This is a genomic window from Pseudomonas sp. R3-18-08 (assembly GCF_003852065.1).
Taxonomy (GTDB): Bacteria; Pseudomonadota; Gammaproteobacteria; order Pseudomonadales; family Pseudomonadaceae; genus Aquipseudomonas.
Map to the genome: position 1 here is coordinate 809,841 of NZ_CP027729.1, position 14,998 is coordinate 824,838.

Annotated in this window: 13 protein-coding genes; 6 read left to right on the forward strand and 7 right to left on the reverse strand. The window is 61.0% G+C overall.

The window, feature by feature from the left end; translation table 11 throughout:
• The first annotated feature begins 1 nt into the window (after window position 1).
• The 3 genes from C4J92_RS03580 to C4J92_RS03590 all read left to right on the forward strand — a co-directional run bounded on the left by C4J92_RS03580 (window position 2) and on the right by C4J92_RS03590 (window position 3,222).
• Window positions 2-928: a LysR family transcriptional regulator gene (locus C4J92_RS03580; protein WP_124402985.1), complete on the forward strand. Its 927-nt coding sequence runs from the start codon at window positions 2-4 to the stop codon at window positions 926-928.
• 137 nt (window positions 929-1,065) lie between these two features.
• Entirely contained in the window at window positions 1,066-1,752 is a 687-nt protein-coding gene (locus C4J92_RS03585; RefSeq protein ID WP_124402986.1) for a helix-turn-helix transcriptional regulator, read from the forward strand.
• A 99-nt stretch (window positions 1,753-1,851) separates the two neighbouring features.
• Window positions 1,852-3,222, forward strand: coding sequence for an MFS transporter (locus C4J92_RS03590; protein WP_124402987.1), 1,371 nt, complete (start codon window positions 1,852-1,854; stop codon window positions 3,220-3,222).
• A gap of 128 nt (window positions 3,223-3,350) precedes the next feature.
• On the opposite strand, the gene C4J92_RS03595 is transcribed toward C4J92_RS03590, so the two are convergent.
• Window positions 3,351-4,304: an adenosine deaminase gene (locus C4J92_RS03595; RefSeq protein WP_043051475.1), complete on the reverse strand. Its 954-nt coding sequence runs from the start codon at window positions 4,302-4,304 to the stop codon at window positions 3,351-3,353.
• A gap of 194 nt (window positions 4,305-4,498) precedes the next feature.
• Between C4J92_RS03595 and C4J92_RS03600 the strand changes: the two genes are divergently transcribed.
• Window positions 4,499-5,590: a calcium:proton antiporter gene (locus C4J92_RS03600; RefSeq protein ID WP_124361142.1), complete on the forward strand. Its 1,092-nt coding sequence runs from the start codon at window positions 4,499-4,501 to the stop codon at window positions 5,588-5,590.
• 136 nt (window positions 5,591-5,726) lie between these two features.
• Here C4J92_RS03600 and C4J92_RS03605 read toward each other — a convergent pair whose 3' ends face one another.
• From C4J92_RS03605 to C4J92_RS03630, 6 genes are all read right to left on the reverse strand, one after another.
• Window positions 5,727-7,085 (reverse strand): 8-oxoguanine deaminase, encoded by a 1,359-nt coding sequence (locus C4J92_RS03605; protein ID WP_124402988.1) that lies wholly within the window; start codon window positions 7,083-7,085, stop codon window positions 5,727-5,729.
• 238 nt (window positions 7,086-7,323) lie between these two features.
• Window positions 7,324-8,010 carry an SDR family oxidoreductase gene (locus tag C4J92_RS03610; RefSeq protein WP_124402989.1) on the reverse strand — a complete coding sequence of 229 codons (687 nt, stop codon included), beginning with the start codon at window positions 8,008-8,010 and terminating at the stop codon, window positions 7,324-7,326.
• A 57-nt stretch (window positions 8,011-8,067) separates the two neighbouring features.
• On the reverse strand, window positions 8,068-8,649 hold the full coding sequence (locus tag C4J92_RS03615; protein WP_124402990.1) for a YigZ family protein: 582 nt from the start codon (window positions 8,647-8,649) through the stop codon (window positions 8,068-8,070).
• 12 nt (window positions 8,650-8,661) lie between these two features.
• Entirely contained in the window at window positions 8,662-9,321 is a 660-nt protein-coding gene (locus C4J92_RS03620) for a TetR/AcrR family transcriptional regulator (protein WP_124361147.1), read from the reverse strand.
• 87 nt (window positions 9,322-9,408) lie between these two features.
• Window positions 9,409-10,803, reverse strand: coding sequence for a uracil-xanthine permease family protein (locus tag C4J92_RS03625; protein ID WP_124402991.1), 1,395 nt, complete (start codon window positions 10,801-10,803; stop codon window positions 9,409-9,411).
• 87 nt (window positions 10,804-10,890) lie between these two features.
• Window positions 10,891-11,808, reverse strand: coding sequence for a LysR family transcriptional regulator (locus C4J92_RS03630; protein WP_124402992.1), 918 nt, complete (start codon window positions 11,806-11,808; stop codon window positions 10,891-10,893).
• A gap of 126 nt (window positions 11,809-11,934) precedes the next feature.
• Between C4J92_RS03630 and C4J92_RS03635 the strand changes: the two genes are divergently transcribed.
• On the forward strand, window positions 11,935-13,284 hold the full coding sequence (locus C4J92_RS03635; protein ID WP_124402993.1) for an aspartate aminotransferase family protein: 1,350 nt from the start codon (window positions 11,935-11,937) through the stop codon (window positions 13,282-13,284).
• 39 nt (window positions 13,285-13,323) lie between these two features.
• Window positions 13,324-14,841, forward strand: a complete 1,518-nt coding sequence (locus C4J92_RS03640) for a CoA-acylating methylmalonate-semialdehyde dehydrogenase (protein ID WP_124402994.1) — start codon at window positions 13,324-13,326, stop codon at window positions 14,839-14,841.
• Window positions 14,842-14,998: the final 157 nt, after the last annotated feature.

The window sequence follows — 14,998 nt, forward strand, 5'->3', positions numbered from 1 at the left end:
CATGCTTCGCTTTGATGATTTGCAGTTGTTTGTGCGGGCGGCGGACCTGGGCAGTTTGTCCGCAGCCGCGCGGGTGATGGACCTGTCCCCAGCAGTGGCCAGTGCCGCGTTGAAGCGTATAGAGCAGCAACTGGGCGCGCGCTTGCTGGCCCGCTCCACCCGCAGCCTGCGCTTGACCGCCGAGGGCGAAGGTTTTCTCACCTACGCCCGCGCCGCGTTAAGTTCACTGGATGAAGGGCGGCGCTTGTTGGCCAGTGGGCAGGACCACGTGAGCGGCCTGCTGCAACTGTCGGCGCCTTCGGATTTCGGCCGTAATCAGCTGTTGCCCTGGCTGGATGATTTCCAGCGTGAATACCCGCAACTGAGCGTGCGCCTGTTGCTGGGTGATCGCATAGCCGACCTGTTCCGGCAACCGGTAGACATCGCTTTGCGCTATGGCGAACCCGAGGACTCAAGCCTGGTGGCGCTGCCCATCGCCCCGGAAAATGTGCGGGTGCTGTGCGCAGCACCCAGTTATCTGGCCCGTTATGGCGAGCCGCGACACCTTGAACAACTGGCCCAGCATAATTGCTTGCTCTATATGCTCGCCGGCCGCGTGCATGACCACTGGCGTTTTGATGACGGCAAGCGCGAGGTCGGCCTGACCGTCACGGGGGACCGGGTCAGTGACGACGCCGACGTGGTGCGCCGCTGGGCGGTGGCGGGTGTGGGCATTGCCTATAAATCCTGGCTGGATGTGAGTACCGACGTCGTGGCTGGGCGTTTGCGCTTGATCCTGCCGGAGCTGCGCGGTGAGCGCACGCCGCTTAACCTGTTGTGCGCGCATCGTGCGCAGTTGAGCAAACCCGTCAACCTGCTGCGGGAGATGCTCGTGTCCCGTTGTGCGACATTGACCGCGCAACGGTCGGAGCGATTCGCGGCTAAGTAATGGCCGGCAGAAAAGCAGGAACTTTCGCTCAACTGCTGTCCCTGTCCAGGCTGTAAGACGCCATGGAACCGGCTGTTTTGGCCCCTATACTTTGGCGCCAACCGCAGCAGAAAAACGCGTCAACAGGGAGTCGAGAGATGGAACAGGCACCATGCATCAGTCATATCGCCAGCTTGCTTGCCGAGCCCAAGCGCACCGCAATGCTGTGGGCATTGATGGACGGTTCGGCAAAATCTTCAGAGGAGTTGGCGACGTGCGCCGGTTTGTCGGCGGCGTCGGCCAATGCCCATTTGGCGCGGTTGACCGGCAGCGGCTTGCTGCGGGTCGAAGCGCGACGGGGCAAGCGGCTGTTTCGTGTGGCGGCTGCGGACGTCAGCGCCGCCATCGATGCCCTGGCGACGACCACCATGGCCAGTGTCGGGCGCAGCACGCCGGATACTCAGCCAGCGGCGTTGCGGGTACCGTCGCTGTTGCGTCGCGCCCGTGTGTGCCAGGACCACCTCGGCGGTGAACTGGCGGCCGGCCTGTACCAGCGGATGATGGAGGCAGGGTGGATCCAGCGCTACGAACAACGTACCGAAGTCACGGTCAAGGGCACCCAGCATTTGGCGAGCCTGGGTATTTTTGTCCAGGCCTTCTCGTCGCCGTTGGTGTGTGACTGTTTCGACTGGAGCCAACAGCAACCGCATGTGGGCGGTGCGCTCGGCGCGGGGTTGTTGCAACTGTTCCTGCAGTCGAACTGGGTCAGTGCGATCGATGAATCCCGGGCCTTGGCGGTCAGCGACGCCGGGCTTGCGGAGATCAACCGGCTGGCCACAGCGTAGGCGCGTCGCTCCTGGTTTCGGTCAGGTCGCATCCAGCAATCGCCAGGGCAGACGATGCCGCACACTCTTTGGGGGACTTTTCAGACAGGGGGCGGCGGCATGGGTATGCAAGGCTATAGCGCAGCGGAGCGGCTGGAACGGTTGCCCATCAGTGGTTACCACCGAATCATTTTCATCATCATTGCCCTGGCGTTTTTCTTCGACTCCATGGACCTGGCAATGATGACGTTTCTATTGGGCTCGATCAAAGCCGAGTTCGGCCTGAGTACGGCCCAGGCCGGGTTACTCGCCAGTTCGAGCTTCTTCGGCATGGTGATTGGCGCTTCGCTTTCGGGGATGCTCGCGGACCGCTTCGGGCGCAAGCCGGTGTTTCAGTGGAGCATCGTGTTGTGGGGCGTTGCCAGCTACCTGTGCTCCACGGCGCAGACGGTCGAGACGCTGACGCTGTTTCGCATCTTGCTGGGCATAGGCATGGGCATGGAATTTCCCATTGCACAGTCGATGTTGTCGGAGCTGATTCCGGCGAAGCGACGCGGGCGGTATATCGCGTTGATGGATGGTTTCTGGCCGCTGGGGTTTGTCGCCGCCGGGGTGCTGTCGTATTTCCTGCTGCCGGTGGTGGGCTGGCGCGACATCTTTCTGGTGTTGGCGGTGCCGGCGGTATTTGTGCTGGCCATCCGGTTCTTTATTCCGGAATCGCCACGTTGGCTGGAACAGGCCGGGCGCCATGAGGCGGCGGACAAGGTATTGCTTGGCATCGAGCAAAAGGTGCGCGACTCCCTCGGGCGCGCCGACTTACCTGAGCCGGTGGCCCTGCCGCGAGTGGCGAGTACCCCAGGCACGTTCTTCTCGGCCTTCCAGCAGTTATGGTCGGCGCAGTACCGTCAACGCACTTTGATGATCTGGAGCGTGTGGTTCTTTGCCCTGCTCGGGTTCTACGGACTCACCTCGTGGTTGAGTGCGTTGTTGCAGCAGTCAGGCTTTGCGGTGACGCAATCGGTGTATTACACGGTGATCATTTCCCTGGGCGGAATACCGGGTTTCCTCATGGCCGCGTGGCTGGTCGAGCGTTGGGGGCGTAAGCCGGTGTGCGTGGTGACGTTGCTGGGTGGCGGGGTGATGGCATTCTTGTATGGGCAGAGTGCGGTGTTTGGCGGCAACGTCGGGCTGCTGATTACGTCCGGCTTGTTGATGCAGTTCTTTCTATTTGGCATGTGGGCGGTGTTGTACACCTATACGCCCGAGCTATATCCCACCTCGGCGCGTGCGACCGGGTCCGGCTTCGCTTCGGCGATTGGGCGGGTGGGGTCGTTGCTGGGGCCACTGGTGACCGGGCTGGTGTTTCCGATTACCGGGCAGGGCGGGGTGTTTGCCTTGGGCGCGCTGTGTTTCGCCGTGGCGGCGCTGGTGGTGTGGGTGTTCGGGATGGAGACCAAGGGCAAGACGTTGGAAGAACTTACCGAAATCTGAGGTCAACGCAAAACCCATGTGGGAGGGGGCTTGCCCCCGATGGCGGTGGGTCAGCTACAAATAAGCTGGCTGACATACCGCAATCGGGGGCAAGCCCCCTCCCACATGTCTGGACTGCGTTTATTCAGTTATGGCTTTACCAGTCGCGCATCCAGGCTGTTCTGCGCCAGGCGTTTGGCCTGGTCCTGGGTCATGCCCAGGGAGGTGTACAGCGCGTGGAAGTTCTCGGTGACATAACCGCCGAAGTAGGCCGGATCGTCCGAGTTCACGGTGACCTTCACGCCACGCTCGAGCATGTCGAGGATGTTGTGCTGGGCCATGTCGTCGAATACGCACAGCTTGGTGTTGGACAGTGGGCACACGGTCAGCGGGATCTGCTCGTCGATGATGCGCTGCATCAGGCGCTCGTCTTCGATGGCGCGCACGCCATGGTCGATACGCTGGATTTTCAGCAGGTCGATGGCTTCCCAGATGTACTCGGGCGGGCCTTCTTCGCCGGCGTGGGCCACGGTGAGGAAGCCTTCGTGACGGGCGCGGTCGAACACACGCTGGAACTTGCTCGGCGGGTGACCCATTTCTGAACTGTCCAGGCCCACGGCGACGAACGCGTCACGGAAGGGCAGCGCCTGGTCGAGGGTTTTCTCGGCTTCGGCTTCGCTCAGGTGGCGCAGGAAGCTTAAGATCAGGCCGCTGGTGATGCCCAGTTGTTGCTCGCCGTCCTTGAGGGCGGCAGCGATGCCGTTGAGCACCACCTCGAACGGCACGCCACGGTCGGTGTGGGTTTGCGGGTCGAAGAAGGGTTCGGTGTGGATCACGTTCTGGGCCTTGCAGCGCAGCAGGTAGGCCCAGGTCAGGTCGTAGAAATCCTGAGACGTGCGCAGCACATCGGCGCCTTTGTAGTACAGGTCGAGAAACTCTTGCAGGTTATTGAACGCGTAAGCCTTGCGCAGGGTTTCGACGTCGTTCCACGGCAGTGCAATCTTGTTGCGTTCGGCCAGGGCGAACAGCAGCTCGGGCTCCAGCGAGCCTTCCAGGTGCAGGTGCAGTTCAGCCTTGGGCAGGGCGTTGAGCCAATCGTACATGTCTAAAAATCTCATCAGGTGCAATGGCGGCATTCTACAGGCCATGGCCGAAATAATCGGCAAAACCTGACCAGCAGGAGAGTATTTGATTTTTTCGCGCAAGAGCGGCGTGAACTAAGGTGTAACGAAACGTTAGCGGCTGGGCGCAGTCTGTACCCCAACGATGACTGATTTGCTGCACATAAAGGCCTCCCATGCTCACTTCCCTCAAGCAAGAAAAATTCATGCTGCTGGCGCTGATTGCCGCCATTGCCGCCTACCCGCTGGAACACTGGATGCTCCATAGCGGGCAGATTGTGGCATTGCTCGCGGGCCTCGGGTTGATCGCGTTTATCGTGATGGCGTCGATGCGTGTGGCCCATCATGCCGAGCAACTGGCGGAAAAGGTCGGCGACCCTTACGGCACCATGATCCTGACCTTGGCGGCCGTGCTGGTGGAGGTGGTGATCCTGGCGATCATGATGAGCAACGAGCCTTCACCCACACTGGTGCGCGACACCATCTATTCGGCGGTGATGCTCGATATCAACGGCATCCTCGGCCTGGCCGCGCTGATGGGCGGCATCAAGCATGGCGAGCAGTCCTACAACGATGATTCTGCGCGCACCTACAGCGTGATGATCCTCACCGCCATGGGCGTGTCGATGGTGGTGCCGGAATTTATCCCCGAGGCCGACTGGAAAATTTACTCGGCCTTCACCATCGGCGCCATGGTAGTGCTCTACACCTTGTTTCTGAGAATGCAGGTTGGCCCACACAGTTATTTCTTCAGCTACAGCTACCCGGAAAAACGCCGCAAGAAATTGCCGGAAGACGAGCAAGCGCCGCCTGTGAACCTCGCGTTCTCGATCGGCACCCTGGTGTTTGGCGTGATTGTGATTGGCGCGTTGGCCGAGGTCATGTCCAAGACCCTCGACCTGGGCCTGGAAGGCACGGGCGCGCCGCCGGTGATCACCGCGATTGTGGTGGCGGCTATTTCCGCCGCGCCGGAAATCCTCACTGCCTTGCGCGCCGCCTTGGCCAACCGCATGCAGTCGGTGGTGAACATCGCACTGGGTGCCTCGTTGTCGACGGTGATTCTGACGGTGCCGGTCATGGAAGCGATGGCGCTCTACAGCGGCCAGCCGTTCCAGATGGCAATGACGCCGGTACAGACGGTGATGGTGTTTATTACGCTGATCGTCAGCGCGATCAACCTCAATGATGGTGAAACCAATGCCATTGAAGGGATGACGCATTTTGTGTTGTTTGCGACGTTTATCATGTTGTCGCTGTTGGGGCTGTAACCCGGCTTCAAGGCCACCATAGAACCAAATGTGGGAGGGGGCTTGCTCCCGATAGCGGTGGGTCAGCCAACTGGTATGTGACTGAGACACTGCTATCGGGAGCAAGCCCCCTCCCACATTTTGGCTGGTGTTTGGCTCAGGTGCCGGCGATCAGCTGGCGCGCCGCCTGGCTGTGATCGGCGATCAGGCCTTTCAGGTCCAGGCCTTCCACCTGCCCATCAATGACCCACCACTTGCCGCCGATCATCACCCGGTCCGCCCGATCTGCGCCGCACAGCAGCAGTGCGGAAATCGGATCATGGCTGCCGGAGAAGCGCAGTTCATCGAGTTTGAACAGCGCCAAGTCGGCCTGTTTGCCTACGGCCAGTTCACCAATATCCGTACGCCCCAGTAGCTGCGCCGAGCCTTTGGTCGCCCAGCCCAATACACCTTCGGGCGTGATTTTTTCTGCCCCGTAACGCAGACGCTGGATGTACAGGGCCTGGCGGGTTTCGAGGATCATGTTCGAGGCGTCGTTGGAAGCCGAGCCGTCCACGCCCAGGCCGATGGGGGCACCAGCGGCGAGCAGGTCAAGGGTCGGGCAGATACCGGAGGCCAGGCGCATATTCGAGCTCGGGCAGTGGCAGATGCCCGTGCCGGCGGCGCCCAGGCGGGCGATTTCATCCGGATTGAAATGAATGCCATGGGCCAGCCAGGTGCGCGGGCCAAGCCAGCCGACGCTGTCGAGATAGTCCACGGTGCGCAGGCCGAAACGCTGCAGGCAGAAGTCTTCCTCGTCGAGGGTTTCCGCCAGGTGCGTGTGCAGGCGAACGTCGAGGCTGTGGGCCAGTTCGGCGCTGGCTTGCATGATCTCCGGGGTGACGGAAAACGGCGAGCAGGGTGCGAGGGCAATCTGGATCTGCGCACCGTCGCCGCGCTCGTGGTATTGGCGGATCAGGCGCTGGCTGTCGTCGAGGATCACTTGGCCTTGTTGCACGGTCTGCTGCGGTGGCAGGCCACCCTCGGCTTCGCCCAGGCTCATGGAACCGCGGGTGAGCATGGCGCGCATGCCCAGTTCACGCACGCTGTCGACCTGCACATCAATGGCATTTTCCAGGCCGTCGGGGAACAGGTAGTGGTGGTCTGCCGCTGTGGTGCAGCCGGAGAGCAGCAATTCGGCGAGTGCCACCTTCGACGCCAGGGCGAGTTTTTCCGGCGTCAGTCGGGCCCAGACCGGATACAGGGTTTTCAGCCAGGGAAACAGCGGCTGGTTGACCACCGGCGCCCAGGCGCGGGTCAGGGTTTGGTAGAAGTGATGGTGGGTGTTGATCAGTCCAGGCAGAACCACGTGCTCGCGGGCATCGAACACCTGCGCACAGGGTTGCGCGGGTTCTTGCCCCTGGGCCAGCACTTCGGTGATGACACCTTCTTGCAGCACCAGGCCGCCACGGGCATCGAGGCCATTGGCAGTGAAAATAGCGAGGGGGTTTTTTAACCAGATACGGGTCGCAGGCATTGGCCGGCTCCTCTGAATGATGGGTTCAGGTTTGCCAGCTCAGTGTTGCCCTGTCTGCTGATCCAGGGTCGCCGGGGAGGGCGAGGTGGCTAGATTACGTGTTGGTCCACATGCAGGCAAGCGGACGCGGTCAGTGTGGGAGGGGGCTTGCCCCCGATAGCGGCGGACCAGCCAACTTATGTTTGGCTGACATACCGTAATCGGGGGCAAGCCCCCTCCCACAGGGTGATCAGTGTACTTACCAGGCGATGGTATCGCCCTTGTAGTCCACGAAATGATGACCGCCTTTGCCGGTATAGGCGTTCACCTGGTCCACCAGGCCGCGCACGCTGGTTTCGACGTCGATGTGTGCATTTTCGCCGCCCATGTCGGTTTTCACCCAGCCTGGGTGCAGCGATAACACCGTCGGCTTGTGTTCGCCCAGTTGGCTGACAAAGCTGTTGGTCATGGAGTTGAGCGCCGCCTTGCTGGCTTTGTACAACGCCATGTCCGAACCATCAGGAATGGTGACGCTGCCCAGCACCGAACTCATGAAGGCCAGCACGCCGGTGTCCTTGCGGATCTGCCCGACAAAACGCTGGGCCAGGTTGATCGGGGCCACGGCGTTAGTGAAAAACAGTTGGCCGACTTCCGCCAGGGTCGCGTGGCCAGGTTCCTGGTTCGCCGGGCCCTTGACGCCGGCGTTGACGAACAGCAGGTCGAAGGTGCGGTCTTTCAGGCGCTGGGCCAGGGCGATCACGGCTTGCTGATCGTCCATGTCGAGTTTCTCGATCTGCACCGGGCCCACGGCTTTCAGGGCGTCAGCCTTGTTCGGGTCGCGCACGGTGGCGGTCACGTCCCAGCCGTCCTGGAGCAGTTGCTTGACCAGGCCAAGGCCCAGCCCGCGTGAGGCGCCGATGATCAGTGCGGTTTTTGGCGTAGGCATGAAAAGCTTCCTTTAGAGTCGCGGTTCAGGGAGTTCAGCAAATAACAGTAACAGCTTTCAGCGTTGCAGCAGGATACGTCCACGGCTCAGGTCGGCCAGTTGGGCCTGCAGGGTATCCACCTGCTCTTCGCCTAAAGCCAGTTGCAGTTCGACACCGTTGGCGGTGAAGGTTTCCTCCACCACCAACCCGCCAAGGTCGGCAACGCGCAGTTTTACCAGGTTCAGCTCGGCGAATGCACAGGCGCAGCGCAAGGGTATGCGGCTGATCAGCTCGATGCGCTCGGCATTCTGCAGGCACTTGTTGGCGCCACCGCCATAAGCCCGGGCCAGCCCGCCGGTGCCCAGTTGAATGCCGCCGTACCAGCGAATCACCAGCACCGCGACCTGATCGAAACCCTGGGCTTCGATGGCCGCGAGGATTGGCCGCCCGGCGGTGCCACCGGGTTCGCCGTCGTCGTTGCTGCGGTATTGGTCGGCCAGTTTCCAGGCCCAGCAGTTGTGTGTTGCGTTTAGGTCGCTGTGCTGCTCGAAAAACGTCTGGGCGTCTTGCGGGCTGGTAATGGGCGCCGCCAGGGTGATAAAGCGGCTTTTGCGGATTTCTTCACGAAATTCGCTAAGGCCTGTCAGCGTGAATGGCATAAGTCGCTTCGTTTATTGGGCCGGCTTGATGCCACAGCCTTTGAGAATGATGTGGATCAGATTGGTGCCGGCGTCTTCCATATCCTGCTTGGTCAGCTTGGTGCGCCCCGTGACGCGGCAGATCTGGGTGGCGAAGTCGGCGTAGTGCTGGGTGCTGCCCCACAGTAGAAAGATCAGGTGTACCGGGTCGATGGGGTCCATCTTGCCGGCATCGATCCAGGCCTGGAACACGGCCGCACGGCCACTGAACCAGGCGCGGTAGTCCTGGCTGAAATATTCGGTAAGGCATTCGCCGCCGCTGATGATCTCCATGGCGAAGATTCTCGAGGCCTGTGGCTGGCGTCGTGAGAATTCCATCTTGGTGCGGATGTAACGGGAAAGGGCCACGGCCGGGTCGTCCTCGGCAGTCAGCGCGTTGAACGTGCTGTCCCACAATTCGAGAATATTGCTGAGCACCGCAATGTACAGGCCAAGCTTGTTGGTGAAGTAATAATGCAAGTTGGCTTTGGGCAACCCGGCGCTGGCCGCGATGGTGTTCATGCTGGTGCCCTTGTAGCCGTGGCGCGCGAACTCATCTTCAGCCGCCTGGAGAATCGCTTGTTCGTTCTTTTGCCGAATGCGGCTGGCAGGTTTACCGGCGTGGTTGCTGTGGGCAGGAACTTCGAGGCTCATGGAGGTTTCCGTGCTGATCGATAGAGGCGACGTGTGCACAGATAACCCACCCTCAAGCCTCAGACAAGTGTTGATGCAATAAAACCGTCAAAGCGATTCCAGGGAGTCACTTCCGGGCGTTTGGTTTGCAACATCGCCGGTGGTTTTGGCCTCGGGCAATAGCAGGCACAACACAATGGCGGTCAGGCCGCCGCTGGTGATGGCGGAGTCGAACAGGTTCTGCACCAGGGTCGGCATCAAGTGCAGCAGGTTGGGTTGGGCGGCGATGCCCAAGCCGACCCCGAACGAGGTGGCGATGATCAACATGCTGCGTCGATCCAGCGGCGCCTTCGCAAGAATTCGCACACCTGCCGCAGCGACGCTACCGAACATCACCAGGGTCGCGCCGCCCAGCACCGGTTTGGGGATTTGCTGCAACACCGCGCCGATCATGGGAAACAACCCGAGACAAATCAACACGGCGCCGATGTACAAGCCGATGTAACGGCTGGCCACGCCGGTGAGTTGGATCACCCCGTTGTTTTGCGCAAAGGTGGTATTGGGAAAGGCGCTGAACGTCGCGGCGATCATGCAACTGACCCCGTCACCCAGCACGCCGCCTTTGAGTCGGCTTATATAAGACGCACCGCTGATGGGCTGGCGGGCGATCATGCAGTTGGCCGTAAGGTCACCGACGGTTTCGATGCTGCTGATCAGATAAATCAGCGCGATTGGCAGGAAGGCGCTCCAGTCGAAGTTGAAACCAAAGCGAAACGGCGTAGGCAGGCTGATCAGAGGCAAGTCGGGCAAGGCGTGGGGCACCAGCTTGCCGCTGAACCAGGCGGCCAGGCTGCCGAGGGCCAGGCCGATGATGATGGCCGAGAGGCGTACCCAGGGCGTGTTGGAGCGGTTGAGCAGGATGATCGTCACTACCACGAACAGGCCCAGGGCCAGGTTGATGGGGGCGCCGAAGTCGGGAGCGTTGAAGCCGCCGCCGAGATCGGTGATGCCGACTTTTATCAGGCTGATGCCGATCAGCGTAATCACGATCCCGGTCACCAGGGGCGTGATGACCCGGCGCAGTTGGCCGATACAGCGGCTCAGCACGATCTGCACCAAGGCGCCGAAAAAGCACACGCCGAAGATCATCGCCAGGATGTCCTCAGGGCTGCCGCCGCGTTGCTTGACCAGAAAACCGGCGGACAACACCGCACCCAGGAAGGCAAAGCTGGTGCCTTGCAGGCAAATCATCCCGGCGCCGATACCGAACGGCCTGCGCGCCTGGATAAACGTGCCGACGCCGGAGACCATCAGCGCCATGCTGATCAAGTAGGGCAGGTGCGCGGTGAGGCCCAGGGTGGAGCCGATGATCAGTGGCGGGGTGATAATGCCGACGAACGCCGCCAGCACATGTTGCAGGGCAGCCAGCAGGGCGGGCAGTGGTTTCGGACGGTCATCGAGGCCGTAGATCAGGTCGTTGGGGCTGGCGGATTCTGGTGGCATGGCGAGTCAACTCGGGGCGGACGGTTCAAGGTCCTTGTGCCTTGCAAAAAACTGTCCACCTGCTCAGCTTTTTGTGCGAGGCCCGAATTAGCGCGTTGCTGCCAGGCTTTCCAGAAAACTCTCCAGCACCAAATGGGGGCGGCGGCCCTTGCGTGTGACCGATGCCAGGCTTAAATCGTAAAATCGTGTAGCCGATTTCAACGCGCGGAGTCGGCCTTGTTGTACCCACAGGCTGGCGTAGTGGTCGGGCAGGTAGCCGATATAACGGCCGGTGAGGATCAGGAATGCCATGCCTTCGCGGTCCGAAGCACTGGCCGTGCAATTGAGCGCCTGGTAGTGGGCCTGAATCTCGGCGGGCAAGCGGAAGGTCGGGGCGATGGCGTCCTGGCTGTCGAGCCGCGCGTCGTCCAGTTGCTTGTCGTCGGCATAAAACAGCGGATGGCCGACCGCGCAATAGAGCAGCGAGCGCTCGCTGTACAGCCGTTGGTATTCCAGGCCGGACAACGCGCTGGCCTGGGGCACCACGCCGACGTGCAGACGGCCATCGAGCACACCTTGCTCCACTTCATTGGGGGCGATCATGCGGATCTGAATCTGCACGTCCGGGCCGCGCTCCTTCAACTGCGCCAGGGCGTGGGTTATGCGCATATGGGGCAGGGTGACGAGGTTGTCGGTGAGACCGATGATCAGCTCCCCGCGCAAGTGCTGGTGCAGGCCGTTGACCTCGGTGCGAAAACTTTCCAGGGCACTCAGCAGTTGCAGGGCCGACTGATAAACCTCACGGCCTTCTTCAGTCAGTGAGAAGCCCGCGCGGCCGCGTTGACAGAGCCTCAGCCCAAGGCGCTGTTCCAGGTCGCTCATTTGCTGGCTGATGGCCGAACGCCCAATCCCCAGTACGGTTTCCGCTGCGGAAAACCCGCCGCACTCCACCACGCTGCGAAAGATGCGCAGCAGACGGATATCAAAGTCGCTGACCTGGGCCAGGGGGTCGGGACGACGGCTCATAGTTTAGTGAAGTCCTGACTGAAGGTTAGAAGAGTTGAATTTCACCGACTTTATCCCCGTGGCAATTTAGCTGCAACAACGCTTTTTCAATCCCGACGCTGCCTTTTGCCTTGCGAGGTTTTGCTGATGAACATGCCGGAAAACGCCCCATCGTCCCTGGCCAGCCAACTCAAGCTGGATGCTCACTGGATGCCTTACACCGCCAACCGCAATTTTCAGCGTGATCCGCGCCTGATCGTGGCCGCCGAGGGCAGTTGGTTGACCGATGACAAGGGGCGCAAGGTCTACGACTCGCTGTCGGGCCTGTGGACGTGCGGCGCCGGGCATACACGCAAGGAGATCCAGGAAGCAGTGGCCAAACAGTTGGGCACCCTGGACTACTCACCGGGCTTCCAATACGGTCATCCGCTGTCCTTTCAACTGGCGGAAAAGATTACCGACCTGACCCCTGGCAACCTCAACCATGTGTTCTTCACCGACTCCGGCTCCGAGTGCGCCGACACTGCGGTGAAGATGGTGCGTGCCTACTGGCGCCTGAAGGGCCAGGCCACCAAGACCAAAATGATCGGCCGCGCCCGTGGGTACCACGGGGTGAACATTGCCGGCACCAGCCTTGGCGGCGTCAACGGTAACCGTAAGCTGTTCGGCCAGGCCATGATGGACGTTGACCATCTGCCGCATACCTTGCTGGCGAGCAATGCGTTCTCCCGTGGCATGCCGGAGCTGGGCGGTATCGCGTTGGCCGATGAGTTGCTTAAGCTGATCGAGCTGCATGATGCTTCGAACATTGCTGCGGTGTTCGTCGAGCCCATGGCCGGTTCTGCAGGTGTGCTGGTGCCGCCACAGGGGTATCTCAAGCGCCTGCGTGAAATCTGCGATCAGCACAACATCCTGTTGGTGTTCGACGAAGTGATCACCGGTTTCGGCCGCACAGGTTCGATGTTCGGCGCCGACAGTTTTGGCGTGACCCCGGACCTGATGTGCATCGCCAAGCAAGTCACCAACGGCGCGATTCCCATGGGCGCGGTGATTGCCAGCAGCGAGATCTATCAGACCTTCATGAACCAGGCGACGCCCGAGTACGCGGTGGAATTCCCCCACGGCTACACCTATTCGGCGCACCCGGTGGCCTGCGCGGCCGGCCTCGCGGCACTTGACCTGCTGCAGAAGGAAAATCTCGTGCAGAGCGTAGCCGAAGTCGCACCGCACTTTGAGAATGCGCTGCATGGCTTGAAGGGCAGCAAGAATGTGGTTGATATCCGTAACTACGGCCTGGCCGGAGCCATCCAGATTGCCCCGCGCGACGGAGATGCGATCGTTCGTCCGTTCGAGGCCGGCATGGCGCTGTGGAAAGCCGGTTTCTATGTGCGCTTCGGCGGTGACACCCTGCAGTTCGGGCCAACCTTCAACAGCAAGCCGCAGGACTTGGATCGCCTGTTCGATGCGGTCGGTGAAGTGTTGAACAAGATCGACTGATTTCTCCTTCTATATAGAACAACTTTTCAGGAGCCCTGCATGAGCCTTATCCAGCATCTGATCAACGGTGAGTTGGTCAACGACAGCGGTCGCAGTGCCGACGTGTACAACCCGTCTACTGGCCAGGTGATTCACCAGGTGCCGTTGGCCAGTCGCGAAACCATTCAACAGGCGATCGACGCGGCCAAGGCGGCGTTCCCGGCCTGGCGTAATACGCCGCCGGCCAAACGTGCGCAGGTGATGTTTCGTTTCAAGCAGTTGCTGGAACAGAACGAAGCGCGTATTTCGCAGTTGATCAGCGAAGAGCACGGCAAGACGCTGGAGGATGCCGCCGGTGAGTTGAAGCGTGGCATCGAGAATGTGGAGTACGCGTGCTCGGCGCCGGAAATTCTCAAGGGCGAATACAGCCGCAACGTGGGGCCGAACATTGATGCCTGGTCGGATTTTCAGCCGCTGGGCGTGGTGGCGGGGATTACGCCGTTCAACTTCCCGGCGATGGTGCCGTTGTGGATGTATCCGCTGGCGATTGTGTGCGGTAACTGTTTCATCCTCAAACCGTCGGAGCGTGACCCGAGTTCAACGTTGTTGATCGCGCAATTGTTGCAGGAAGCGGGTCTGCCTAAAGGCGTGCTGAGCGTAGTACACGGTGACAAGGGTGCAGTGGACGCTTTGATCGAGGCGCCCGAGGTAAAGGCGCTTAGCTTTGTAGGATCGACGCCGATTGCCGAATACATCTATGCCGAAGCGACCAAACGCGGTAAGCGCGTGCAGGCACTGGGCGGGGCGAAGAACCACGCGGTGCTGATGCCCGATGCGGATCTGGATAACGCCGTCAGTGCCTTGATGGGCGCGGCATATGGTTCCTGCGGCGAGCGTTGCATGGCGATCTCGGTGGCGGTGTGCGTTGGGGACCAGGTGGCGGTGTGCGTTGGGGACCAGGTGGCGGATGCGTTGATCGCCAAGCTGGTGCCGCAGGTCAAGGCATTGAAGATCGGCGCGGGCACCACCTGTGGCTTGGACATGGGGCCGCTGGTGACGGGGCAGGCGCGGGACAAGGTCAGTGGCTATATAGAAGACGGTGTGTCGGCGGGGGCCGAGTTAGTCGTCGATGGTCGCGGCTTGAGCGTTGCCGGGCATGAAGACGGGTTCTTCCTCGGTGGCAGCCTGTTTGATCGCGTGACACCCGAGATGCGTATCTATAAAGAAGAGATCTTCGGGCCAGTATTGTGCGTGGTGCGGGTGGACAGCCTGGAAGCGGCGATGCAACTGATCAACGATCATGAGTACGGCAACGGTACCTGCATCTTCACCCGTGACGGTGAGGCGGCGCGACTGTTCTGCGATGAAATCGAAGTGGGCATGGTGGGGGTCAACGTTCCGCTGCCGGTGCCGGTGGCTTATCACAGCTTCGGTGGCTGGAAGCGTTCGCTGTTTGGCGACCTGCACGCCTATGGGCCGGATGGGGTGCGGTTCTATACCCGTCGCAAAGCGATCACTCAGCGTTGGCCGCAGCGGGCCAGTCATGAAGCATCGCAGTTCGCTTTCCCGAGCCTGTAAGGTTGGGTGAATAGAAGGCCGGCCCCTTGGGGCCGGCCTTTGCGTTTTCTGGGCTTTTTGACCTATATGACAGAAATGTGAAAAAGAAGGTTGACGGCAGATTCTGGGCGCCTATAATTCGCCCCACTTCCGGCGCAGTCGAAACGGAAAACTCCTT

Excerpts from the sequence above, each read along its gene's own strand:
- C4J92_RS03580 (WP_124402985.1), top strand. The coding sequence starts at position 2 with ATGCTTCGCTTTGATGATTTGCAGTTGTTTGTGCGGGCGGCGGACCTG.
- C4J92_RS03585 (WP_124402986.1), top strand. The coding sequence starts at position 1,066 with ATGGAACAGGCACCATGCATCAGTCATATCGCCAGCTTGCTTGCCGAG.
- C4J92_RS03590 (WP_124402987.1), top strand. The coding sequence starts at position 1,852 with ATGGGTATGCAAGGCTATAGCGCAGCGGAGCGGCTGGAACGGTTGCCC.
- C4J92_RS03595 (WP_043051475.1), bottom strand. The coding sequence starts at position 4,304 with ATGTACGATTGGCTCAACGCCCTGCCCAAGGCTGAACTGCACCTGCAC.
- C4J92_RS03600 (WP_124361142.1), top strand. The coding sequence starts at position 4,499 with ATGCTCACTTCCCTCAAGCAAGAAAAATTCATGCTGCTGGCGCTGATT.
- C4J92_RS03605 (WP_124402988.1), bottom strand. The coding sequence starts at position 7,085 with ATGCCTGCGACCCGTATCTGGTTAAAAAACCCCCTCGCTATTTTCACT.
- C4J92_RS03610 (WP_124402989.1), bottom strand. The coding sequence starts at position 8,010 with ATGCCTACGCCAAAAACCGCACTGATCATCGGCGCCTCACGCGGGCTG.
- C4J92_RS03615 (WP_124402990.1), bottom strand. The coding sequence starts at position 8,649 with ATGCCATTCACGCTGACAGGCCTTAGCGAATTTCGTGAAGAAATCCGC.
- C4J92_RS03620 (WP_124361147.1), bottom strand. The coding sequence starts at position 9,321 with ATGAGCCTCGAAGTTCCTGCCCACAGCAACCACGCCGGTAAACCTGCC.
- C4J92_RS03625 (WP_124402991.1), bottom strand. The coding sequence starts at position 10,803 with ATGCCACCAGAATCCGCCAGCCCCAACGACCTGATCTACGGCCTCGAT.
- C4J92_RS03630 (WP_124402992.1), bottom strand. The coding sequence starts at position 11,808 with ATGAGCCGTCGTCCCGACCCCCTGGCCCAGGTCAGCGACTTTGATATC.
- C4J92_RS03635 (WP_124402993.1), top strand. The coding sequence starts at position 11,935 with ATGAACATGCCGGAAAACGCCCCATCGTCCCTGGCCAGCCAACTCAAG.
- C4J92_RS03640 (WP_124402994.1), top strand. The coding sequence starts at position 13,324 with ATGAGCCTTATCCAGCATCTGATCAACGGTGAGTTGGTCAACGACAGC.